This window comes from Vibrio gallicus (genome assembly GCF_024346875.1).
In the GTDB taxonomy this organism is placed as follows: Bacteria; Pseudomonadota; Gammaproteobacteria; order Enterobacterales; family Vibrionaceae; genus Vibrio; species Vibrio gallicus.
In genome coordinates this window covers 2,070,397-2,093,653 of record NZ_AP024871.1, presented here as the reverse complement: position 1 = coordinate 2,093,653, position 23,257 = coordinate 2,070,397, and the positions used below count along the sequence as shown (strand labels likewise).

The window sequence follows — 23,257 nt, the reverse complement described above, 5'->3', positions numbered from 1 at the left end:
GAAAGCGTTTGCGGTAATAATTGTGCTCTGCGACAATAGTCGCCTTAGCTGGTCCTAATTATAGAGAGGTGCTGTAGATGCATCCAACTCTTGGGCAGTTAAGTCTAGGAATAATTCCATCAATTGCATATGCACTCAGGAGCAGACATGTCTTCCCGAAAAGATCTAGCCAATGCAATCCGCGCTTTAAGCATGGATGGCGTACAAAAAGCTAACTCTGGTCACCCAGGCGCCCCAATGGGGATGGCTGATATTGCCGAAGTATTATGGCGTGGTCACTTGAACCACAACCCTTCAAACCCTGAATGGGCTGACCGCGACCGTTTTATACTGTCAAACGGTCATGGATCAATGCTGATCTATTCTTTGCTTCATCTTTCGGGCTACGAGTTATCTATCGATGACCTTAAGAACTTCCGTCAGTTGCACTCTAAGACTCCAGGTCATCCAGAATATGGTTACGCACCTGGTATCGAGACCACCACAGGTCCTCTAGGTCAAGGCATCACCAATGCGGTTGGTATGGCAATGGCTGAAAAAGCACTTGCGGCTCAGTTCAACAAAGAAGGTCACGACATCGTTGACCACTACACCTATGCATTCATGGGTGACGGCTGTCTGATGGAAGGTATCTCACACGAGGCATGTTCTCTAGCGGGTACTCTAGGTCTTGGCAAGCTGGTTGCTTTTTGGGATGACAACGGCATCTCTATCGATGGTGAGGTTGAAGGCTGGTTCTCTGATGATACGCCTAAGCGTTTTGAAGCTTACGGCTGGCACGTAATTCCAGCAGTAGATGGCCATGATGCACAAGCAATCAACGCGGCTATCGTTGCGGCAAAAGCAGACCCTCGTCCAACACTTATCTGTACTAAGACTGTAATTGGTTTTGGTTCTCCAAACAAAGCGGGCACACACGACTGTCACGGCGCACCACTGGGTCAAGACGAAATCGTTGCCACTAAAGCTGCCCTTGGTTGGGAGCACGGTCCATTTGAAGTTCCTGCTGATATCTACGCACAGTGGGACGCAAAAGAGTCTGGCGCTGCAAAAGAAGCGGCTTGGAATGCGAAATTTGAAGCTTACGCAGCAGCATACCCGCAAGAAGCAGCTGAGCTTAAGCGTCGCGTTAACGGCGAACTTCCGGCACAGTGGGAAGAGAAAGCAAACCAAATCATTGCTGATCTTCAAGCAAACCCTGCAAACATTGCATCACGTAAAGCATCACAAAACGCACTAGAAGCGTTTGGTCAAATGCTTCCTGAGTTCATGGGTGGTTCTGCTGACCTTGCGCCATCAAACCTAACCATGTGGTCTGGCTCTAAGTCTCTTGAAGCGAATGATTTCTCGGGCAACTACATCCACTACGGTGTACGTGAGTTCGGCATGACAGCTATCATGAACGGTATTGCTCTGCACGGCGGTTTTGTACCGTACGGTGCAACCTTCCTAATGTTCATGGAATACGCGCGTAATGCAATGCGTATGGCGGCTCTGATGAAGATTCAGAACATCCAAGTTTACACTCATGACTCAATCGGTCTGGGTGAAGATGGTCCAACGCACCAACCAGTAGAGCAAGTAGCTTCACTGCGTATGACTCCAAACATGAGCACATGGCGTCCATGTGACCAAGTTGAATCTGCGGTTGCTTGGAAACTGGCTATTGAGCGTAAAGATGCACCAACAGCGCTTATCTTCTCTCGCCAAAACCTAGCTCAGCAAGAGCGTGATGCTCAGACTCTAGCGAATGTTGCTAAGGGTGGCTACATCCTTAATGATTGTGCTGGTACTCCAGAGCTAATCATCATTGCGACAGGTTCAGAAGTAGAGCTAGCAGTAGCTGCGCAAGCAGAACTTACAGCGGCTGGTAAAGCGGTACGTGTTGTATCTATGCCTTCTACTGACGCATTCGACAAGCAGGATGAAGCGTACCGTGAATCTGTACTGCCATCTTCAGTGACCAAACGTATCGCTGTAGAAGCGGGCATTGCTGATTTCTGGTACAAGTACGTTGGCTTCGGCGGCAAGATCATCGGCATGACAACCTTCGGTGAATCTGCTCCAGCAGGTGAACTATTCAAGATGTTTGGCTTTACTACTGAAAACGTAGTGAACACGGCTAAAGAGCTATTAGCTTAATAACCAGCCAATAATTGAAGTGAGCCAGCAGTATTACTGCTGGCTTTTTTTATGCTTAAAAAATGGCGTTCTTAGGTAAGTCACCATCTTTCGTTCTTTACGTCCTCGACTGACGTTATCTAAAATCAAACCACTAAATAACGACATTACTGCAATCAGGGCAATGGAGCTGGCGAGAATAGCAGTCGGAAATTTAGCAACCAGACCGGTCTCAAAAAACTCGATAACGACAGGGATACCTAAGGCTAGAGAGAGGCAAGAGAGTGCGAGAGTAATAATGCTAAAAAACAGTAATGGGCGAACATCTCTAAGTAGCAGCATGATGAAGTTTAATATCTTAAATCCATCTCGAAAGGTATTTAATTTACTCTTAGTTCCTTCCGGCCTTGATATATAACGGGTAGCCACCTCTTTGATCGGGATCTTGTGCTGTAAGGCGTGAACCGTAAGCTCGGTCTCTATTTGAAAACCATCACTGAATATAGGCAATGATTTTACGAAACGATTACTCATCACTCGGTAGCCTGAAAATACATCCTCAAGTTGTGAGTTGAAGGCGCGATTGATTAGGTTTGAGAACAGCTTATTTCCTAACACATGCCCTTTAGGGTAAGAGCTTAATTCTCGAGAGCGAGTTCCAATTATCATGTCTAACCTTTGTTCAACCAAGGTTTCAATTAAGCTTGGACAAATGCTGGCATCATAGGTGTTGTCACCATCCGCCATGATATAGATATCCGCCTCGATATCTGCAAACATCCTCTTTACTACTTCGCCTTTTCCTTGACGAGGCTCAAAGCGAACTATGGCGCCAGCTTGTTTAGCCTCCAGTGCCGTATCATCGGTTGAGTTGTTATCGTAAACATAGATGTTGGCGCTGGGGAGTGCTGCCTGAAAACTGGCAATGGTTTCACCGATTGCCCCTTGCTCATTAAAGCACGGTAATAATATTGCGATATCTGGTTGTGACATTATTACTCCTTAACCTGAAACAGTTGATATCCGTTATCTGATGGCGGCGTAACCCGCGCTAGCCATTGTGGTAGTTGTCCTTGCTGTAGGCGAATCAATAGTGCGTCTGGAGAGGCTTTGCGCTTGATAACGTCTAGTTGTTTGTCATGACCAATCAAGATGTAATCGATAGACAGTTGCTGAAGTTGCAACTGGCTTTGGGTCATATCTGTCTCAAGAAAGGCTTTGATCATATGCGTATTGCCAGCAATGTTGCGATGGTATGGAGCCGCAATTATATGATTGTCGCTGGTGGCGAGGATTTTGCTTCCTGTCTCGATACCCGTAAGAATGAGTTGGTCATGGATTTGATACTGGTTAAATACCTGTTGTAGTAAGGCGTTATTGGGCTCACTAGTCTCATTTACTATCTTTGATGGTGGGGTAGGAAATAGCAGTCCAACAAGTATTATTGTTACTGAAGGCGCGGCGAATATTAGGGTTAATGCTCTTAAGAACGGATGCTTGCCAGCACGAAACCACTGGTGAATAACATAGGCTTGCAAGGGGGCACTGAGAATAAAGCACAGGCTAATAGCCCGAATTTGCCAGATGAATGCCACCAATAAATGCAGGACTAAGATTGCGTACAATAGGCTGAGTGCCACGCTTTTGTTGCGGATGAAGGGGTAACAAAGTGCGGGAATAAAATAAAGTAAATAGTTCTCCACTGACGCAATGCCATAAACCTTAATCAAGGTTGCAAGAGAGCGGGCCTCTGACACATTACTAAGCCAGTATTCTTTTAATATTTCAGGATAATCTGCATAGGCTCCCTTGATGAGTTCCGGATAAGTAAACACCAGTGGGGTAAATATTGGGATGGCAATAAGTGCACATAAAATTAATTTTTTCCATGGCCTATCTGAGCGGCTTGAATAGGCGTTGGCGAATCCCAGCAATACACCTCCACATAGAAAACAGAGCGCGAACGGCAGTGAAATGGCATCAAATCGAGTGGTGAAGAATTCATGGTAAGGCCGGTTTATAAGCAGGGCGACTAGGGTCAACCCAAAACTAGCGAGGCACAGACGTTGTAGGTGAGCTAAGCGGTGGGGCTGCGCCCATAGTGCATGTAGGCTAAAGCACGCCAGATAAAACACCCATAGAATAAAGTTTTCCAAGCCAACCCACAGTGAAAGGGTAATGATGAGTGCTTGAGTATATCCACGCCAGACTTGTTGAAATTGTAACTTGGTGATGGGAGATAGTAGTAGAAATATGACCACAAACAGTAATTGCAGATTGTGGTGGTCAATTGCTCCAGGTAAGAATCGATTGGCTATTGGGGAGAGAACAATAAATAGTGTTGCAACAAATCTTTGCTCCTTATCTAGGTAATGTTCACTGTAGGCAAAGCCTATGATTATTAAAGCCAATAGGTACAGCAGGGGGAGAATTGCAGATGCGACGATAGGCGCAAGTGCTTGGTCTAGGACTATGGATAGCAGTAATGTTAATGCGACTAATGGGATGTCTGGCAGTCGTGACCAATGAATGATCATCCCATCTTGTGGGTTAAAGCGTGGTATAGGGTTGAGATACCAGTCACCATGCTCAATCCAAGAAGTGAACTGCACAAAGCGCATATAGTTGTCGTTATCACCTAGCTGTAAGCTCGCCAGTTGAGGCCATTCCCTATAAAGGTAGGCGTAAGAGAGTATCAACCAGAATAAAAACACAAAGCTAAGATCTTTGCGGTTGTCCCATAACCAATGTTTTAGCACAGTGAGCATCCTTGTTCATTTGCTGTGATTAGCATGATTGAAATATCAAATGCAATCAAGTGCCTATCACGACTGAATGAATCTCAAACTGCAATCTGATACACTGCAGTCATTAACAAAGAGCCGGCAGGGTTAGGAGTAATACCATGCTAAGAGTAGCAATTAATGGCTTTGGCCGAATTGGCAGAAATGTCCTAAGGGCTGTTTATGAGAGTGGTAAGCAGTCTCAGATTCAGATTGTAGCGGTCAATGAACTGGCTCAACCGGACGCTATGGCTCACCTTCTGCAATACGATACAAGTCATGGTCGCTTTCAAAAGCAGATTTCGCATACCCAAGAATACCTATATGTGCACCATCAAGATGGAAGCAGAGATGAGATTCGTATTCTGCATTTGGCTGAATTAGAGCTGCTTCCTTGGCGTGATTTGGATGTGGATATTGTTCTAGATTGTACCGGTGTGTTTGGCTCTCAAGCTGATGGACAGCAGCACATAACAGCGGGTGCCAATAAGGTGTTGTTCTCACACCCTGGCAGTCACGACATAGACAATACCATTATCTATGGCGTTAACCATGACTCACTAAAAGCAGAGCATAGAGTGGTATCAAATGGCTCCTGTACGACCAACTGTATCGTGCCAATTATCAAGGTACTCGATGAGGCCTATGGTATTCAGCGTGGCACAATAACCACCATACACTCTTCGATGAATGATCAGCAGGTAATCGATGCTTACCACTCTGATCTGCGCCGAACGCGTAGTGCTAGCCAATCAATTATTCCGGTTGATACCAAGTTGCATAAAGGCATTGAAAGAATTTTCCCCAAATTTGAAAATAAATTCGAAGCCATTTCCGTTCGAGTACCGACAGTTAATGTAACCGCAATGGACTTAAGTGTAACTTTAGATGCAAAAGTGAAAGTTAGTGACGTAAATCAAACCATTTTACAAGCGTCTCAGTGTACATTACATTCTATAGTTGACTATACTGAGGCGCCGCTGGTATCAATAGACTTTAATCACGACTCGCATAGTGCGATAGTTGATGGTTCACAGACTCGTGTGAGCGATGGTCAACTCGTGAAACTATTGGTATGGTGCGACAATGAATGGGGATTTGCTAATCGGATGCTCGATACCGCATTAGCAATGCAAAAAGCATAAAATAATTGTGTTAAGAGAACTTGAGTTCCACACAAACTGCCTCCATTAACGTTAAAAAGAATTCCCCGCACTGGGTTTATAACTCGGTGCTAAATTTTTGTAAATTTCATACAAGAGGACTAACAATGTCTGTAATCAAGATGACCGACCTAGACCTAGCGGGAAAGCGCGTATTTATTCGTGCTGACCTAAACGTTCCAGTAAAGGACGGTAAAGTAACTTCAGATGCACGTATTCTTGCATCTCTACCAACAATTAAGCGTTGCCTAGAAGCTGGCGCTAAAGTAATGGTTACTTCTCACCTAGGTCGTCCAACAGAAGGCGAGTACGCAGAAGAATTCTCTCTACAGCCTGTTGTTAACTACCTAAACGACGCACTAGATTGCGAAGTTAAGCTAGCTAAAGATTATCTAGATGGCCTTGAGCTAAACACCGGTGAACTGGTTGTTCTTGAAAACGTTCGCTTTAACAAAGGCGAAAAGAAAAACGAAGCTGAACTATCTAAAAAATACGCAGCACTTTGCGATATCTTCGTAATGGATGCATTTGGTACGGCTCACCGTGCTCAAGCATCTACTCACGGTGTTGGTACTAACGCTCCTGTAGCTTGTGCAGGCCCTCTACTAGCTGCTGAACTTGAAGCGCTTGCTAAAGCTATGGATAACCCAGATCGTCCACTAGTTGCTATCGTTGGTGGTTCTAAGGTTTCTACTAAACTGACTGTTCTTGAGTCTCTATCAAAAGTAGCTGACCAGCTTGTTGTTGGTGGTGGTATTGCGAATACATTTATCGCAGCTGAAGGTCACAATGTAGGTAAGTCTCTATATGAAGCTGATCTTGTTGAAACTGCTAAAAAACTAATGAAAGAGTGTGCAATTCCAGTTGCAACTGACGTGGCTTGTGCAAAAGCATTTGACGAAAATGCTGAAGCTGAAATCAAAAACGTTGCTGACGTTGCTGACGATGACATGATCTTTGACCTAGGCCCTGATTCAACAGCGGTTCTAGCTGACATTATTGCTAATGCAAAAACCATCCTTTGGAATGGTCCTGTTGGCGTATTCGAATTCAAAAACTTTGAAGCGGGTACTGCGGGTATCTCTAAAGCAATCGCTGATTCTGCAGGTTTCTCTGTAGCGGGTGGCGGTGATACATTGGCTGCTATCGACAAGTTCGGTATCAAAGCTGATGTTTCTTACATCTCTACTGGTGGCGGTGCTTTCCTTGAATTTGTTGAAGGTAAAGTTCTCCCTGCTGTTGCAATGCTAGAAGAGCGTGCGAAAGCGTAAAATTTAAGGCGGGATCTACATCCCGCTTTTTTTATTTTTTGCTACAACCTGATTGGGTTATATGCAATATTTTTTATATTTATAGTGCAATTTAATAAACGATAGAAATAGGATTAATTTCAATGTCTAAGATCTTCGATTTCGTAAAACCTGGTGTGATTTCTGGCGATGACGTACAGAAAGTTTTTGCAGTAGCAAAAGAGAATAACTTTGCTCTTCCTGCAGTAAACTGTGTGAATACTGATTCAGTAAACGCAGTGCTTGAAGCAGCAGCAAAAGTTAAATCACCAGTTATCGTACAATTTTCAAACGGTGGTGCAGGTTTCTTCGCTGGTAAAGGCGTGAAACTAGAAGGTCAAGGTGCTCAAATCCTTGGTGCGGTTGCAGGTGCAAAATACGTTCACGCTGTTGCTGAGTTTTACGGTGTACCAGTTATTCTACATACTGACCACGCAGCTAAGAAACTTCTTCCTTGGATTGACGGACTACTAGACGCGGGCGAAGAGTTCTTTGCACAAACTGGTAAGCCACTGTTCTCTTCTCACATGCTAGACCTTTCAGAAGAGTCTCTAGAAGAAAACATCGAAACATGTGCTAAATACCTAGAGCGCATGGCTAAAATGAACATGACAATCGAGATTGAACTTGGTTGTACTGGTGGTGAAGAAGATGGCGTAGACAACTCTGATATGGATCAGTCTGAGCTTTATACTTCTCCTGAAGATGTAGCTTACGCTTATGAAAAACTAAACGCTGTTAGCCCTCGTTTCACTATCGCGGCTTCTTTCGGTAACGTACACGGTGTTTATAAGCCTGGTAACGTAGTTCTAACGCCTACTATTCTACGTGATTCTCAAGCATACGTTTCAGAGAAATTTGGCCTACCAGCTAACTCTCTAAACTTTGTTTTCCACGGTGGTTCAGGCTCTACTGAAGCAGAAATCCAAGAGTCTATCGGCTACGGTGTAATCAAAATGAACATCGATACTGATACTCAGTGGGCAACTTGGGATGGTATCCGTCAGTTTGAAGCTGATAACCACGATTTCCTACAAGGTCAAATCGGTAACCCAACGGGTGAAGATGCGCCGAACAAGAAATACTACGATCCACGCGTATGGTTACGTGCCGCTCAAACTTCTATGGTTACTCGCCTAGAAAAAGCGTTTTCTGACCTAAATGCAATCGACGTACTGTAATTAATAGGTAAGCTTTTAACTTACAATTAATGTAGAAAACCCGCTCATTGAGCGGGTTTTTTTGATCTTATGTACTATAGTTTTGTGAGTAGTAAATCAAAGGGCAAGGAATTGAATATTCTGACAATTTCTTGACCTTTACCCTATATACGGAAGTATGATGCAGATCACACTGCATGAGTTGTAACACTTTATTACGGAAGAGATTTTACGATGTCACAAGAAGTCCCAAGTGTAGATGCCGTTCACCAAGGCATGAAAGAAGCACATCATTGGTTTACAAATAATACAGACCTATTGATCGGCTATGGTGTAAATATTATTACCGCTGTTCTTATTCTATTTATCGGTAATATCATTACTAAAATGGTAGCGAATAGCGTCTCCAAGATGCTGAATAAGCGTAATATGGACAAAGCCGTTGTTGATTTTGTTCATGCTCTAGTTCGTTATCTATTGTTTGTTATTGTTCTAATTGCAGCACTAGGTCGCCTAGGTGTTCAGACTGCATCGGTAGTTGCGGTAATTGGTGCGGCCGGCCTAGCGGTTGGTCTTGCACTTCAAGGCTCATTGTCTAACTTTGCCGCTGGCGTATTGATTGTAGCTTTCCGTCCGTTTAAATCGGGTGATTATGTTGAGATTGGTGGTGTAGCCGGTTCAGTAGATTCAATCCAAATCTTCCAAACAATCCTGACTACTCCGGATAATAAGATGGTAGTAGTACCAAATGGTGGGGTTATCGGCAGTCCGATAACTAACTACTCCCGCCATAAAACCCGCCGCGTTGACTATGTTATTGGTGTCTCTTACAGTGCAGACCTAAAGAAAACCGAACAGGTTATTCGTCAAACCCTTGAAGCCGATGAGCGTCTATTGAAAGACAAAGGCATTCAAATCGGCGTGTTGGCGCTTGCTGATTCATCAGTGAACTTTGTGGTTCGCCCTTGGTGTAAAACAGAAGATTACTGGAATGTATATTTTGACAACCTAAAAGCAATCAAGATTGCTTTAGATGAGAATGGCATTGAGATCCCATTCCCACAGATGGATGTCCATCTAAACAAAGCCGGTTAGTGGCTAATTGATATTACTTAAGGGATGCCATTAGGCATCCTTTTTTTTGTCTTAGAATTGTTGTATCAGGTCGCGTGCAGAGAGCCCAAGGTAGTAGGCAATCGTCAGCATGAAAATACCTACCACTAGGTCAATACCTTGCTGTACTTTTGGTTTAGCCAGTATAGGGGACAGCTTGGCGGCACCTAAAGATATGCCGTAGAACCAAATAAATGACGCGCTGATAGTACCGACCGCAAATGACATACGTTCATCTCCCTGAAATTGTCCACCAAGGGAGCCAAGAATGACAACAGTATCCAGATAAAGGTGCGGATTAAACAGTGTTACCGCCATTGCTCCGAATATGGCAGCTTTGAGACCTCGCTTAGACGTCTCATTGGCTTGTTGCGTGGTACTTGGGTTAAGGGCGCTCTTAAATGAGAGTAAGCCATAGTAAGCGACAAACGCAATGCCAGCGATGGTGATTGCGGCTAATAACATAGGGTATTTGGCTAACAAAGCTCCGCCACCAAATATCCCTAGGCTAATGAATAGTACATCAAGAAAACTGCATACTGTCGCGATGGCAATGTGGTGATTGCGCTTAATTCCTTGATTGAGAACATAGGCATTTTGGACGCCGATAGGCGCTATCATGCTTAGACCGAGTCCAACCCCTTGTGCAAAAATAGTGACGCTCATATTGTGTTAGCCTGTTACTGAATTTAGGTGCAGTGTATGGCAGTTGTTGATATAAAAGAATTGAATGATTTTAATCTATTATTAGTTTTGCTTATGAGGTGGTCATGAAAGGATTAGATTATCGTTGGATAGAGACCTTAGATGCGGTGATAAAGAGCGGTAGTTTTGAGCGAGCCGCAGAGCTGTTGTTTATCTCTCAATCGGCGGTATCTCAACGAATTAAACAGTTAGAAAGCTGGGCTAATGGACCTGTCTTGATAAGAGAGTCCCCGTTAAAGGTAACCGCGATGGGTAAAAAGCTTCTCGGTCTATACCGACAAGTTAAATTGCTAGAGGATGAAATCTTTCCACAGCTTCCAGACAAACAGCAGGTATTTCCATTGGCGATTGCAACCAATGCCGACACCGTTGCCACTTGGTTGATTCCGGCGCTTAAGTCTTTTATTGCGCAGCATAATGTTGAATTAAACCTCATTGTTGATGATGAAAGAAGAACCGTAAATAAGCTTAAAAATGGAGAAGTTGTTGGCGCGATTAGCTCGGTGGCTAGACCTCTTCCAAGCTGTGAAACCCTTTTCCTCGGCCAGATGAAATATGTGTGTGTTGCCACACCGAGTTTTATTGAGCGCTACTTTAGCCACGGCAAACTTAGTGAGTTAATACATAGCGCGCCAGAGATTGCCTTTGAGCCCTATGATGTAATGAATGAAAACTTTGTTGCTTCACAATTTGGTGAAAGTAGGGGCGTTAACATTAAGCATTCGGTTCGCAGCTCTGAAGCGTGTGTAAGTATGACGCTGGCCAGTTTGGGATACTGTGTATTACCAGAATTACAGATCAAAGAGCATATAGCGTCAGGTGCACTTATCGATCTTGCTCCCGGAGAGTTTGAGAGCAATGCTTTGTATTGGCATTACTGGCCGACCAGCAAGGGAGTATTAGCTCACCTAACTAGCGCGTTAAAAACACACGCTAAAGGAAACCTTTATCAGCAACTGTAGTCATAATGCTATTGGTGCTTATTATATGAGGTGACGATATGCCATGGACTCGAGTTTTACTTTTCGCTAGCTTTGCTTGCCTGCCTATACAGGTAGTACATGCCCAGCAGTTTGATTTTCCCCACTTGATAACATCGGGACAAGGTGAGGTATCGGCTAAACCTGACAAAGCCGAGGTGGTTATGCAGGTGGTGGCGAGCAATGAAGACCCTGATATGGCAAAACAACAAGCCGATAAGGTGGTCATGCAAACCCGTAATAAGCTATCTGAGCTAGGCATTGAGCCATCTAAAATACACACTGGAAACTTAAGTGTTACCCCTCAGATGCAATATCCTAAACAAGGTCCTGCAAATATCAAAGGCTATCAAGCCACTCGTAGAATAAGCGTTGAAGTTGTGAATTTAGCGTCCCTGCCCGCAGTGCTTGAGGGAGCAATGAAATCAGGTGTAAATAGAGTGAATCGCGTTCAACTGGGCGTAACAGATACCAAAGCCTATCAACAAAAGGCACGGCTAGCTGCAACCCAAGATGCTCAGCAAAAAGCCAAAGCACTGGCTCAAGATTTTGGTAAGGAGTTAGGTTCAGTGTGGCAGATTAAATATCAAAGCCCTTCTTCAGCGCCAATGATGCGCGCCATGAGCATGGATGAGGGAAAAGCGTCTACTGGGTATATAGATTCGACTATCACCCTTAAAGACCGAGTGACGGTTGTTTATCGACTGAAGTAAAAGAGCCCCTTTAAAGGGGCTCTTTTCGTGTTCTAGCGTAGAAGTCGGGCACGTACTGTGCCATCGATCTGTTTTAGTTTCATCAGTGCTTCATCAGCACGAGCGGCTTCAACGTCGATAACTACGTAACCCATATCGCCTTTGGTTTGCAGGTACTGGGCTGCGATGTTGATATCAGCCGTTGCAAAAATGGTGTTGATTTGCGTCAGGATACCAGGGCGGTTTTCGTGGATGTGTAGTAGGCGAGAGGTTGAGCTGTGTTGTGGCAGAGATACCTCAGGGAAGTTAACGCTTGAAAGCGTAGAGCCATTATCTGAGTATTTGACCAGCTTACCAGCAACTTCGATACCGATGTTTTCTTGAGCTTCTTGGGTAGAGCCGCCAACGTGTGGAGTAAGGATAACGTTATCAAACTCAGCCAATGGTGACGTGAATGGGTCAGTATTGGTTTTCGGTTCAACTGGGAATACATCCACAGCAGCCCCTGCAAGGTGTTTAGACTCTAAGCTAGCACACAATGCAGGTATATCAACCACAGTGCCTCGCGCTGCGTTAATAAAGATGGCACCCGGTTTCATCATTGCAAACTCTTCAGCTCCCATCATATTCTTGGTTCCTGAGGTCTCAGGGACATGCAAACTGATGACATCACATTTGTTAAGTAGCTCTGCCATAGTGGAGATTTGGGTAGCATTACCGAGTGAAAGCTTGCTTTCGATATCGTAAAAGTAGACACGCATACCCAAGTTTTCAGCAATAATACTAAGCTGAGTACCGATATGCCCATAACCTATGATACCTAGGCTTTTACCGCGAGCTTCATTTGAATTATCGGCACTTTTCTTCCAGATACCACGATGCGCAAGGGCGTTCTTTTCTGGAATGCCGCGTAATAGCAATAGGATTTCACCTAAAACTAATTCAGCTACACTACGGGTATTTGAGAAGGGTGCGTTAAAGACAGGCACCCCTTTGGCTGCAGCTGCGTTAAGGTCAACCTGATTGGTGCCAATACAGAAGCACCCAATACCAACTAGTTTGTTGGCTGCCTCTAATACCTTCTGATTGAGGTTACTACGAGAGCGTATACCGATAAAATGCACATCTTTAATGGCTTCAATAAGCTCTTCTTCAGATAGCGAGCCTTTACGATAATCAATATTAGAATAGCCGGCACTCTCTAGTACCTCTACAGAGGAAGGGTGGAGGCCTTCAAGGAGTAAGATTTTAATTTTATCTTTGGGTAGAGATACTGTAGCCATTGTTGTCGTTCCTTAACGTTAGCAATCGAATAATTTTGGGGAAATCAATAGGTTTTCCTATGATAATTAATGATTAAGTTATCAAAAAAATGAACTAATGGGTAAGAAAATTACTAAAAAAAAGCGATGGCTACCATTGAGGCGCCATCGCTGTAAATTTTATACCGTTTGCTAAAATAGATTACTCTTCTATTTTTGCTCCATTTGGTGTGCCTGTGATAACCACATCCGCGCCACGATGAGCAAAAAGACCTACGGTTACAACACCAGCAAGGGCGTTGACTTGGTCTTCAAATTGTTTTGGTGAGTCAATTGCTAGGCCGTGTACGTCAAGAATGACATTGCCGTTATCGGTTACAACGCCTTCACGGTACACAGGGTCGCCGCCCAGCCTAACTAATTCACGAGCAACATAAGAGCGAGCCATTGGGATAACTTCAACTGGAAGTGGGAACTGCCCTAAAACATCAACGGCCTTGGTGCCATCAACGATACAGATAAATTTTTCTGCGATTGCGGCTACGATTTTCTCACGAGTTAAAGCCGCACCGCCGCCTTTGATCATATCCTTAGCTGGGTTGATTTCGTCTGCGCCATCAACATATACACTAAGGGAAGCAACTTCATTGCAATCAAAAACCTTGATGCCAAGTTGTTCCAGTTTTTCGGTTGAAGCGATTGAGCTAGAAACTGCACCCTTGATTTTATCACTCATAGTGCCGAGTGCATCAATGAAGTGGTTTACGGTAGAACCGGTACCAACGCCAACAATAGATCCTTCTTCAACGTATTCTAATGCTGCCCAACCAGCCGCTTTTTTCATTTCATCTTGGGTCATTTTCGGTTCTCCGAGTGAGGGGGAAAGACGCCGAGATTATATACAGATGCGCACTAGTTAGCACCTGTTAATCGTTTACGTCGTGATTTTTGCCGTGTAATACTCGGGTAGGAGTGACTATCTTGGAGAGAGGGATGTCCCAGGCTTCTGTTGGTAAGGAAGTAAGTTGTTGCTCATCGTAGGCCAGTCCAATCGCTATCGGATTAAGACACCCTGTAAAAGGGGCTAGCGTGCGGTCGTAATACCCACCACCCATTCCCAGTCGCTGACCTTGGTGATCAAAGGCTACCAAGGGTGTAAAGATGATATCGAGTTGTGCTACAGGGCAAATATCTCGAATATCAAGCTTGGGTTGTGCGATACCATAGCGGTTAGTGACCAGTTCTGTATCTTCAGTGAAGCGTAAAAACAGCAACTGACCCTTGGCAAAAGGATGTAATACAGGGATAAAGGTTTGAATTCCCGCCTCCCATAGCCAGCGAATCGTAGCATATGGGTCAAGCTCACCATCATTGGCAAGATACAAAGCGACCTTATTCGCACAACGCAACTCTGGAAGCGCAATAAGTTGCTGTTTAAGGCTTAGGCTTGCTTGAGATAAAAACGCAGGGGGGAGAGAGCGTCGCATGCTGCGCATGCTAGTACGAATCTGTTTTCGAGTAGTCATAGTCATAAGGATGCCCCAGAGTGCCGTTGAGGATTGTGGCCCTTGAACCAGCTGGTTCAAGGCGGATCAGCACTGTTGACCGTAGGCTTCTCGATACGAGTCGAGCTTGCTCAATAGCCATCAAATACTAATCCTTAAGGGTTGCTTATCGGCTCAGGGACTTAAATCCTGCTGACGCACACCCCAGGGTAATTCTAATCTTATGCTAACTGACCCTTACTTTGCAAAGCTTGTTCGAGTTTTCCATCAAGTAATTGAAGGCGTTGCTCAATATCGCTCTGCTGTTGTTCGTCAGTCTGCCTTTCTAAGAGTTCATAACATACGTTGAGTGCCGCAATAGTCATTAGTTTCTCAGTATTGGCTACTTTGGTTTTGTCTACCATGTCTTGAATGCGTTTATCAAGATCGCAGGCGGCTTGACGCAATGCATCTTCCTTTCCTGCCGGGCAATTAACCCGAGTGACTTTACCTAATATTTCAATTTCTACTGCTTGGCTGCTCATGTTCGATAACTCGCGATGGCTTAGGTAAGTATGTGTGTCCACTGCACTTACAAGCAAGAAACTATAGGAAAACCCCTATTAAGATTCAAGCTTTTCTGCACTTGTGTATGACGTCTGCATTTTATTTGCACAAAGGTTGGTGATTTCTGCTTCGTTATAACGCAACCTGATGCTTTTTGCGATGAATCACTACATTGCTAATGGTACTATGTCACTATTTAGGGTCAATAGACCTTATGTATACACTTATAACTATTATTGTAGAGATTCAATCATGAGCCAAACAAAACTGCCTCAATATCAGCCATCAGCTGAACAGCTTTCAGCTTCAGACCTCTCGGTTACGCCCGCAGAAATGCATGGTTTGCTTATGGGAATGCTAAGTGGTGGATTACAGCTAGATAGTGATGGATGGCAACCGCTTTTATTTGACTATACCAATGATGGGCAAGGGTGGCCTATGGCGAGTTTGGCAATTGCAGAGCTTGCACTAAAGGTTAGCCGTGAAGAATTGAGCAAGCAAGGGTTTGAGCTTAGCCTGTTACTGCCTGAAAGCGATGACTTGATAGCACAGGGTGCGGCTTTGAGTGAATGGGTGAGTCACTTTATCTCTGGCCTTGGCTTGGTTGGAGCAAAGGTAGATAAATCAAATCCGCAGGTGAAAGAGGTTCTTGAAGACCTATTGGAGATCTCGAAGTTAGAGATAGATCCAGAGGATGACCTGCAAGAGCAAGCGATGCTACTGGAGCAGGTTATTGAGCACGTAAAGGTGTGTGTGTTAACCATTCATATTGAGTTAGGCAATAAACCCTCTCAACCTGAATCTAAAACACTGCATTGAGGATCGCTGTGAAGTTTGATGTTGTAATCTGTGGAGCGGCGATGAGTGGTGCTACCTTGGCGCTAGCCCTTGCTCGTGTTGCTGGAAAGAAGGTAGCGATTATCGACCCTCATCCTCCTAGTAATGAGCGTTCGGGGTTTGATGCCCGCTCTATCGCCCTTTCCTATGGCACCATACAAAAATTAAAGCAATTCCAATTGTGGGAAGGTCTGCAGCCACAAGCCAGTTCTATCCTCTCAATCCATGTCTCTGACCGTGGGCATTATGCTCAAACTGGCTTTGATGCTAAGGAGATGGGACAAGCATATTTAGGGGCGGTTGTTGAACTAGAAAAAGCCGGTCAGGTTTACTTCCAACAATTACACAGCGAACCTAATATCACGCTCTATTGCCCCGATAGTTTGGAGAGTGTTGTTCAATTTGATGAACTGGTGGAAATTAAATTGAGCGGTGGTGAAACCTTGCATGCCGAGTTATTGGTTGGCGCCGATGGCACAGGCTCTAAAGTCGCAGAACAAGTACAGGTATCAAATAAGGTTCAGCAGCTAAGGCAGTATGCATTGATTGCAAATATTGAATTAGCTAACCCTCATAAGGGGGTGGCCTATGAAAGGTTTACCAGCAACGGACCGTTAGCTCTTTTGCCAATGACTGAGCAACGAATGTCTTTGGTTTGGTGCTTGAGCCATGAGCAACTACAGCAGGCGCAATCTTGGGATGATGATACCTTCCTAAATAAGCTACAGCAGGAGTTTGGTTGGCGTTTGGGTAAGTTCATTAAGGTCGGTTCGAGATCTAATTATCCGCTTGCACTGTATACCCGTGAGCGCTTGACTCATCATAGAGTCGCCTTTGTTGGTAATGCCGCTCAAACGTTACACCCCATTGCTGGTCAAGGGTTTAACCTTGGTATCCGTGATGTCGCAGCCTTAACGCACGCAGTTGCGGAGTGTGATGATGCTGGGAGTTATGAATGTCTCAAAATGTATCGGAACTCAAGAGTACAAGACCGAGATGCGACGATTGCAATGACCACTGGCTTGGTGAGGCTTTTCTCTAACAATTGGTACCCTACTGTCGTTGCCAGAAACCTAGGGCTGCTTGCCTTTGATGCTATACCTCCCTTGCAAGGGTGTGTGACCAATAGAAGTTTAGGATTGATAAAGAATTAATATGATAAAGAACGTGGACTTAGCTATCGTAGGTGGTGGCATGGTTGGATTAACTCTAGCCTTAGCTTTAAAGGATACTGACATACGTATCGCTATTATCGAAGGCGCACAATGCAGTCCAATCAGTGATAAACCAGCTGCTAGAGTATCAGCCCTTAGCCACGCCAGTGAGCGCATCTTGCAACGCCTAGGCGCTTGGCCCGCTATCGCTGAGTTGCGATGTACCGCTTATCAAACAATGCAGGTATGGGATCAAGATAGCTTTGCTAAGATTGAGTTTTCGGCGAGTGATGTAGTTCAAGACAATTTAGGCTACATAGTTGAAAACCAGATCATAGCTAATGGGCTATTGAAGCAAGTCCAGCAACAGTCAAACGTGAGCTTTTTTCAACCTAATCGCTGTCAAAGCTTGGCGGTTGGAGAGCGTGAAACATGGCTGACCTTAGACAATGGACAGAACCTAACTGCAAAGTTAGTGGTTGCGGCAGATGGTGCAAACTCTTGGGTTCGTCAGCAGCAACAAATCCCATTGACTGAATGGGATTATGACCATACAGCAATCGTATGTAATGTTGAGATGGAAGAAGGGCACCATAATACCGCTCGCCAAGTCTTTACCGAGTATGGACCACTTGCTTTTCTGCCTTTGGATGACCACAAGCTGTGTTCTATCGTTTGGTCACAGCAAACCGATAAGGCAATTCAATTACTTGCTTTATCAGATGCTGAATTTTCTAAACAGCTAGCGGTTGCTTTTGATATGCAGCTTGGGCGGGTTACCAGCCTTAGCCAACGGCAGGGAATTCCACTTAAAATGCGCTACGCCAGAGACTTTGCTCAGTCTCGTATTGCGTTAATTGGTGATGCAGCACATACCATTCATCCTCTTGCCGGCCAAGGTGTCAATCTAGGCATACTTGATGCAGCAAGCTTAGCTCAAGAGCTACAACAGCTTTGGGAGCAAGGTAAGGATATCGGTGACTATGCTAATTTGCGACATTTTGAGCGCTGGCGCAAAGCTGAAGCTGTGAAGATGATCTCTGCTATGCAGCTGTTAAAAGATCTGTTTAGCGGCAGTGATCCAGTTAAGAAGTTGGTCCGTGGTGTAGGGATGAACCTAGCCGGAGCTGTGCCAGGCCTTAAGCATGAGGTAATGCAGCGTGCGCTAGGGCTAAAGGGCGATCTTCCTAAGCTAGCCAAATAAGAAAGGGGAGGATATACCTCCCCTTTAAATTACACGTAACATTCCCTGAGTCGTTTGATCTCAACGTTCACTTCTTTTACAGTTTTGAAGTGACGCTCCTGTGCATGATGCGGCAAAATCAGCTTGCCATTGTCAAACTCAAATTGGCCCACACCGTAGATATAAATTCGTCCTCTGAATAATCTACTAATATGTTTTGCAATCAAGGTTGGAATATAACGCTTAAACAGTCTCATTACTGATACCTTTTTATATAGTTTTTGCTGTGCCTCCATGGCGAAGCAGATTATAGGCTACTTACTATTACGAAATTGTGATGCAACTGGATTAATGCACATCGTTCATTATCCAAACGAGATTATCGTCTCATTTAGTGACCTGAGTCGGGATTATATTGTGTTACATTTCGCTTGGTCGAAAGGTAAAACTTGAGTCACTGAATATTTGATGAAATAAAACCCAATTGGTTCAAAAGTAATTGAGCCCTATTTGTAACTAAGTATGTATTTGGTTTTCGACAACAGGTTGACTCAAACGATGCTTGTTTGTGGCTGTATGTCTGCAACATAAATGTGCATAGAGCTTGAGTTAAATTATGAAGTGCATGCTAAGGGGGTAGAGAGTGGTTTTTTGGGCTTGAAGCTATTGTGTTTAAAAGGTCTACATATTTAATACCAGCACAAAATAAAGCATCAGGCGCCTATCTTATGCTGGTGTCATTGGGGTGAATGTGAGTAGTTAGTCATCTAATCCGTAAGGAAGAGCCTGAAACTGCCATAGGTTTCCAGGGGCATCTTTTAAGCGAAACTTGGTTTGCTCTTCTAAATCTTTGTTGACTACGATAAGAGCAGATGCAACACCGTCTTGGTCGACAACATGCTTAATGGCAGTGCCTGCGCTGCGCCAGTTGTCTCCAACTTGGCGCTCAAACTCCATATTATCTGTTGCAGCTATACCGGTGATTAGACGCATTATGCGTTTGTTCATACCTCGATACTTCGCTCTTGCAACGATTTCTTGCCCGGTATAACAGCCTTTCTCAAAGCTAATGCCACCGACAGCTTGTAGGTTTAGGTTTTGAGGTATGTGTTGGTTTTGTTCTGAGGCCTCAAGGCTTGGGATACCTTGCGTAATATCTAACTCATCCCAGATGCTTGGTGTAACTTGCGGTATTTGAGCCAGTTGTTGGTTGAGGCTTGCTAGCTGTTCCTGTGCAACAAACAGTAACCAGCGACTGCCATCAATCTTGATAGCATGACCGCCTTCAATTGAGCGTACTGACTCACGGCCATCAGTTAGTGAATTAACAAAATCTTCAGCGCCTTCTCCAATTAGACCGAGACTACTATGATCGCTAATTGCCATATCTACCTTAGAAAATACAGAGTATTTCTTTAATTCAGTAAGAGCTGTTTCAATACCAGAAACGGGCTGCCATAGCGCGTAGCCTTGCTGCTGCTGAAAAAGACGGAAGATACTCCACATTTTACCCTTAGCATCACAGTGGGCACCTAGCGTTGATGTTGCTGTTGGTAAGGTGACGACATCACAGGTGAGTTGCCCTTGAAGGTAGCTCTTGGCATCGTTACCTGTCACAACAATCGCTTTCCATTGTTGTAATTCTGTCCATGCTAAAGTGGGTAGGTTCATGGTATTACCTTTTTGAGAGATTATAGGGGTATGGTAATGCTTAAATTCAATATTGTCTAAGTCAGTTAAAAAGCTGTGATTCATTTAATAGTTAGATCGAGATGCTATTGCTACACTCAAGCCAATTATAATGAATCAAAGGAATTAACTCATGTATAGCGTTGAGGATAAGGCACGTATCCGATGGGCATGCCGTAGAGGTATGTTGGAACTGGATGTGGTTATCATGCCATTTTTCGAAGAGTGCTTTGAAAACCTAACAGAGCAAGAGCAGCGTGATTTTGTGGCTCTATTAGAGTGCGATGATCCGGATTTGTTTACTTGGATTATGGGGCACGGTCGTAGTGAGAACTTAGCCCTAGCATCTATGATAGATAAAGTCGTAGCGCATAATATGAGTAAGGTTCGATAGCTTTTATAGATCACGAACACAACAAAGGCGCCCTCGGCGCCTTTGTTGTGTTCGTGCACTGAAAGACAGTGTTTACCAGTCAAATTTATCGTTGTTATTTGCGGGACGATATTCTGGTTTTAGTATTGTTGGCTTAGCTTCGTCTAAGGTATCAGGGTAGTCTAATGTGTAGTGCAGTCCACGACTCTCTTTACGCTCCATAGCCGATTTAACCATCAGGTCTGCAACCTGCAGTAGGTTACGCAGTTCTAGAAGGTTATTGGATACGCGGAAATTACTATAATAATCGTGTACCTCTTGCTGCAGCAGTTGAATGCGTCGTAAAGCGCGTTCAAGGCGTTTGTCGGTGCGCACTATCCCCATATAATCCCACATAAGTAGGCGCAGTTCGTGCCAGTTATGTTGCAGTATTACCTCTTCATCAGAGTTAGTTACCTGACTCTCATCCCAATGTGGGAGGTTTTGAGGCATTTCAGCATCATCAAGCTCGCTGAGGATGCTTTTTGCTGCAGACCAAGCGTAGACCACACATTCTAATAGTGAGTTAGAAGCCATACGGTTGGCACCGTGTAGCCCGGTATAGCAAACCTCACCAATAGCATATAAACGCTCAATATCGGTTTGGCCTTGTTTGTTTACCATAACACCACCACAGGTATAGTGAGCGGCAGGTACAATAGGCACAGGCTCTTTGGTCATATCGATGCCAAGGTCTTGTAGGCGCATGTAGATAGTAGGAAAGTGCTCCATGATAAACTCAGGAGACTTATGGGTGATATCCAGATACATGCAATCAACCCCCAATCGCTTCATTTCAAAGTCGATAGCTCGAGCAACAATATCTCTAGGTGCAAGCTCTTCACGCCCATCAAAATCCGGCATGAAGCGGGTACCATCTGGACGGCGTAGATAAGCGCCTTCACCGCGCAATGCTTCGGTTAGTAGGAAGTTACGTGCCTCTGGATGGTAAAGACAGGTAGGATGGAATTGATTGAATTCAAGGTTAGCAACACGGCAACCAGCACGCCAAGCCATAGCGATACCATCACCAGAGGATACGTCTGGGTTACTGGTGTATTGATAAACCTTAGAGGCTCCGCCAGTAGCAAGTACCACAAATTTGGCGGCAATAGTTTCTACGTGCTCAGAGTCTCGGTTCCATATGTAAGCACCCACTAATTTTTTGGTGCAGCCATTGGCAGTGGTTTTATCTTCAGTAATTAGGTCGACAGCATTATGACGCTCAAGAACCGTAATATTAGGGTGATTTAAAACATTTTCTTGTAAGGAGGTTTGCATTGCCATGCCAGTGGCATCGGCTGCATGTAAAATACGGCGATGGCTGTGACCCCCTTCTCTTGTTAAGTGGTAACGAGGTTCGTCATTCTCTGAGTCACTTTTTTCTTGATCAAAAGGAACGCCGCCATCGATAAGCCACTGCACACATTCACGTGCATTTTCTGCGATGAACTGAACTTTATCTTTTTCGCACAGGCCTGCACCCGCAATGAGTGTATCCTCTACGTGCGATTCAACGGTATCGCTTTCATCAAAAACGGCTGCGATACCTCCTTGTGCGTAAAAGGTAGAACCTTCGCGACTTAAGCTCTTGCTAATGACAGTTACTTTGGCTCGATTAGCAAGGCGTAGGGCTAAAGATAGTCCGGCTGCACCACTACCAATCACCAAAATATCGCATTCTTGCTGGGTATTTGAATTCATCGAAATGTCGTCCTTAAATATGATTGCCACGCTATCTGTCCGCTAAAGGGAAATTATAGTTTTGTTTTGTTATTATCTTTAGCGATAGTTAGGGTGCTACTATTCGACTATGTGTTGTTTTTTGATACCTTGTGTTGAATCAAAATTGCATCTAATTAAGCACTGTAATGAAAACAAAAATGCTCAATGGTATCTGTAGTACATCATATTTTTGATTAATTTTGGAAAAAAATTAATCAATCTGAACTTTTATGCATAGCGCTGGTCACAATAGTGCTCAAGCAAATAGTGGTGTCAGTGACAGATCACGTACTAGTACACTTATACCTGAGAAGGTACGAGAGAAATATAGGAGTATAGGCTCGAATGAACGAGCAATTGACCGATCAAGTTCTGATTGAGCGTATTCAAAATGGAGACAAACAGGCTTTTAACCTGCTGGTAGTCAAGTACCAAAATAAAGTGTGTAACTTGATTTCTCGATATGTGAATAACCCAAGTGATGTGCCGGATGTTGCACAAGAAGCGTTTATCAAGGCGTACAGAGCGATCCCTAATTTCCGTGGTGAAAGTGCCTTTTATACATGGTTATATCGTATTGCGGTGAACACGGCTAAAAATCATCTTGTTGCCCAAGGTCGTAGACCACCGGCTACTGATGTGGATGTTGAAGACGCAGAATATTACGAAGCAGGACACGCGCTAAAAGAAATTTCGAACCCAGAGAACTTGGCGTTGTCGAAAGAATTGAAGCAGGTAGTATTTGATGCAATCGAAGCACTGCCCGAGGATCTAAAAACGGCAATGACGTTGCGAGAATTAGATGGCCTCAGTTATGAGGAGATAGCAGCTGTAATGGAATGCCCCGTAGGGACAGTTCGCTCAAGAATCTTTCGCGCACGTGAGGCGGTTGAACAAAAAATGAAACCGCTTTTACAACGATAGAGTAACCATTAAGG

General features: G+C 44.3%; 22 protein-coding genes and 1 other RNA gene. 12 read left to right on the top strand and 11 right to left on the bottom strand.

Features of this window, described 5'->3' with window-relative positions; all coding sequences use genetic code 11:
* Positions 1-147: 147 nt before the first annotated feature.
* The gene (gene tkt / locus OCU28_RS09705) at positions 148-2,142 is read left to right on the top strand and encodes a transketolase (RefSeq protein WP_261816000.1); all 1,995 of its coding nucleotides are present in this window, start codon (positions 148-150) and stop codon (positions 2,140-2,142) included.
* A gap of 33 nt (positions 2,143-2,175) precedes the next feature.
* On the opposite strand, the gene OCU28_RS09700 is transcribed toward tkt, so the two are convergent.
* The gene (locus OCU28_RS09700) at positions 2,176-3,114 is read right to left on the bottom strand and encodes a glycosyltransferase family 2 protein (RefSeq protein ID WP_261815999.1); all 939 of its coding nucleotides are present in this window, start codon (positions 3,112-3,114) and stop codon (positions 2,176-2,178) included.
* Positions 3,115-3,116: 2 nt separating this feature from the next.
* Positions 3,117-4,880 carry a hypothetical protein gene (locus OCU28_RS09695; RefSeq protein WP_261815998.1) on the bottom strand — a complete coding sequence of 588 codons (1,764 nt, stop codon included), beginning with the start codon at positions 4,878-4,880 and terminating at the stop codon, positions 3,117-3,119.
* A gap of 146 nt (positions 4,881-5,026) precedes the next feature.
* On the opposite strand from OCU28_RS09695, the gene epd reads away from it, so the two are divergent.
* The 4 genes from epd to mscS all read left to right on the top strand — a co-directional run bounded on the left by epd (position 5,027) and on the right by mscS (position 9,611).
* The gene (epd, locus tag OCU28_RS09690) at positions 5,027-6,049 is read left to right on the top strand and encodes an erythrose-4-phosphate dehydrogenase (protein WP_261815997.1); all 1,023 of its coding nucleotides are present in this window, start codon (positions 5,027-5,029) and stop codon (positions 6,047-6,049) included.
* 125 nt (positions 6,050-6,174) lie between these two features.
* Positions 6,175-7,338 (top strand): phosphoglycerate kinase, encoded by a 1,164-nt coding sequence (locus tag OCU28_RS09685; RefSeq protein WP_261815996.1) that lies wholly within the window; start codon positions 6,175-6,177, stop codon positions 7,336-7,338.
* Between the two features lie 122 nt (positions 7,339-7,460).
* On the top strand, positions 7,461-8,537 hold the full coding sequence (fbaA, locus tag OCU28_RS09680) for a class II fructose-bisphosphate aldolase (protein WP_261815995.1): 1,077 nt from the start codon (positions 7,461-7,463) through the stop codon (positions 8,535-8,537).
* 213 nt (positions 8,538-8,750) lie between these two features.
* Positions 8,751-9,611 carry a small-conductance mechanosensitive channel MscS gene (gene mscS, locus OCU28_RS09675; protein WP_261815994.1) on the top strand — a complete coding sequence of 287 codons (861 nt, stop codon included), beginning with the start codon at positions 8,751-8,753 and terminating at the stop codon, positions 9,609-9,611.
* 51 nt (positions 9,612-9,662) lie between these two features.
* On the opposite strand, the gene OCU28_RS09670 is transcribed toward mscS, so the two are convergent.
* Positions 9,663-10,295: a LysE/ArgO family amino acid transporter gene (locus OCU28_RS09670; RefSeq protein WP_261815993.1), complete on the bottom strand. Its 633-nt coding sequence runs from the start codon at positions 10,293-10,295 to the stop codon at positions 9,663-9,665.
* A gap of 104 nt (positions 10,296-10,399) precedes the next feature.
* Here OCU28_RS09670 and OCU28_RS09665 point away from each other — a divergent pair, with 104 nt between their 5' ends.
* Positions 10,400-11,296, top strand: a complete 897-nt coding sequence (locus OCU28_RS09665; RefSeq protein WP_261815992.1) for a LysR family transcriptional regulator ArgP — start codon at positions 10,400-10,402, stop codon at positions 11,294-11,296.
* 38 nt (positions 11,297-11,334) lie between these two features.
* Positions 11,335-12,027: an SIMPL domain-containing protein gene (locus OCU28_RS09660; protein WP_261815991.1), complete on the top strand. Its 693-nt coding sequence runs from the start codon at positions 11,335-11,337 to the stop codon at positions 12,025-12,027.
* Positions 12,028-12,059: 32 nt separating this feature from the next.
* Here OCU28_RS09660 and serA read toward each other — a convergent pair whose 3' ends face one another.
* The 5 genes from serA to zapA all read right to left on the bottom strand — a co-directional run bounded on the left by serA (position 12,060) and on the right by zapA (position 15,297).
* A complete protein-coding gene (gene serA, locus OCU28_RS09655; protein ID WP_261815990.1) occupies positions 12,060-13,289 on the bottom strand; it encodes a phosphoglycerate dehydrogenase in 1,230 nt (409 codons plus the stop codon).
* A gap of 181 nt (positions 13,290-13,470) precedes the next feature.
* Positions 13,471-14,127 (bottom strand): ribose-5-phosphate isomerase RpiA, encoded by a 657-nt coding sequence (gene rpiA, locus OCU28_RS09650; RefSeq protein WP_261815989.1) that lies wholly within the window; start codon positions 14,125-14,127, stop codon positions 13,471-13,473.
* 67 nt (positions 14,128-14,194) lie between these two features.
* Complete coding sequence (locus OCU28_RS09645) at positions 14,195-14,800, bottom strand: 5-formyltetrahydrofolate cyclo-ligase (RefSeq protein ID WP_390623777.1); 606 nt, start codon at positions 14,798-14,800, stop codon at positions 14,195-14,197.
* Between the two features lie 2 nt (positions 14,801-14,802).
* Positions 14,803-14,987, bottom strand: a non-coding RNA gene (gene ssrS, locus OCU28_RS09640) — 6S RNA.
* A gap of 7 nt (positions 14,988-14,994) precedes the next feature.
* A complete protein-coding gene (gene zapA / locus OCU28_RS09635; RefSeq protein ID WP_261815988.1) occupies positions 14,995-15,297 on the bottom strand; it encodes a cell division protein ZapA in 303 nt (100 codons plus the stop codon).
* Positions 15,298-15,571: 274 nt separating this feature from the next.
* On the opposite strand from zapA, the gene OCU28_RS09630 reads away from it, so the two are divergent.
* From OCU28_RS09630 to OCU28_RS09620, 3 genes are read left to right on the top strand one after another with little or no spacing between them, the layout of a single operon-like run.
* On the top strand, positions 15,572-16,138 hold the full coding sequence (locus tag OCU28_RS09630; RefSeq protein ID WP_261815987.1) for a YecA/YgfB family protein: 567 nt from the start codon (positions 15,572-15,574) through the stop codon (positions 16,136-16,138).
* An 8-nt stretch (positions 16,139-16,146) separates the two neighbouring features.
* The gene (gene ubiH / locus OCU28_RS09625) at positions 16,147-17,310 is read left to right on the top strand and encodes a 2-octaprenyl-6-methoxyphenyl hydroxylase (RefSeq protein WP_261815986.1); all 1,164 of its coding nucleotides are present in this window, start codon (positions 16,147-16,149) and stop codon (positions 17,308-17,310) included.
* Between the two features lies 1 nt (position 17,311).
* The gene (locus tag OCU28_RS09620) at positions 17,312-18,514 is read left to right on the top strand and encodes an FAD-dependent monooxygenase (protein ID WP_261815985.1); all 1,203 of its coding nucleotides are present in this window, start codon (positions 17,312-17,314) and stop codon (positions 18,512-18,514) included.
* Between the two features lie 29 nt (positions 18,515-18,543).
* Here the strand turns inward: OCU28_RS09620 and OCU28_RS09615 are convergent, their stop codons facing one another.
* Complete coding sequence (locus OCU28_RS09615) at positions 18,544-18,750, bottom strand: DUF1107 domain-containing protein (protein WP_261815984.1); 207 nt, start codon at positions 18,748-18,750, stop codon at positions 18,544-18,546.
* A gap of 502 nt (positions 18,751-19,252) precedes the next feature.
* Positions 19,253-20,164 (bottom strand): tRNA-modifying protein YgfZ, encoded by a 912-nt coding sequence (ygfZ, locus tag OCU28_RS09610; RefSeq protein ID WP_261815983.1) that lies wholly within the window; start codon positions 20,162-20,164, stop codon positions 19,253-19,255.
* Between the two features lie 151 nt (positions 20,165-20,315).
* Here ygfZ and OCU28_RS09605 point away from each other — a divergent pair, with 151 nt between their 5' ends.
* A complete protein-coding gene (locus tag OCU28_RS09605; RefSeq protein WP_261815982.1) occupies positions 20,316-20,576 on the top strand; it encodes an FAD assembly factor SdhE in 261 nt (86 codons plus the stop codon).
* 72 nt (positions 20,577-20,648) lie between these two features.
* Here the strand turns inward: OCU28_RS09605 and nadB are convergent, their stop codons facing one another.
* Positions 20,649-22,298 carry an L-aspartate oxidase gene (nadB, locus tag OCU28_RS09600; RefSeq protein ID WP_261815981.1) on the bottom strand — a complete coding sequence of 550 codons (1,650 nt, stop codon included), beginning with the start codon at positions 22,296-22,298 and terminating at the stop codon, positions 20,649-20,651.
* 366 nt (positions 22,299-22,664) lie between these two features.
* On the opposite strand from nadB, the gene rpoE reads away from it, so the two are divergent.
* Positions 22,665-23,243 (top strand): RNA polymerase sigma factor RpoE, encoded by a 579-nt coding sequence (rpoE, locus tag OCU28_RS09595; protein WP_261815980.1) that lies wholly within the window; start codon positions 22,665-22,667, stop codon positions 23,241-23,243.
* The last annotated feature ends 14 nt before the right edge of the window (positions 23,244-23,257 follow it).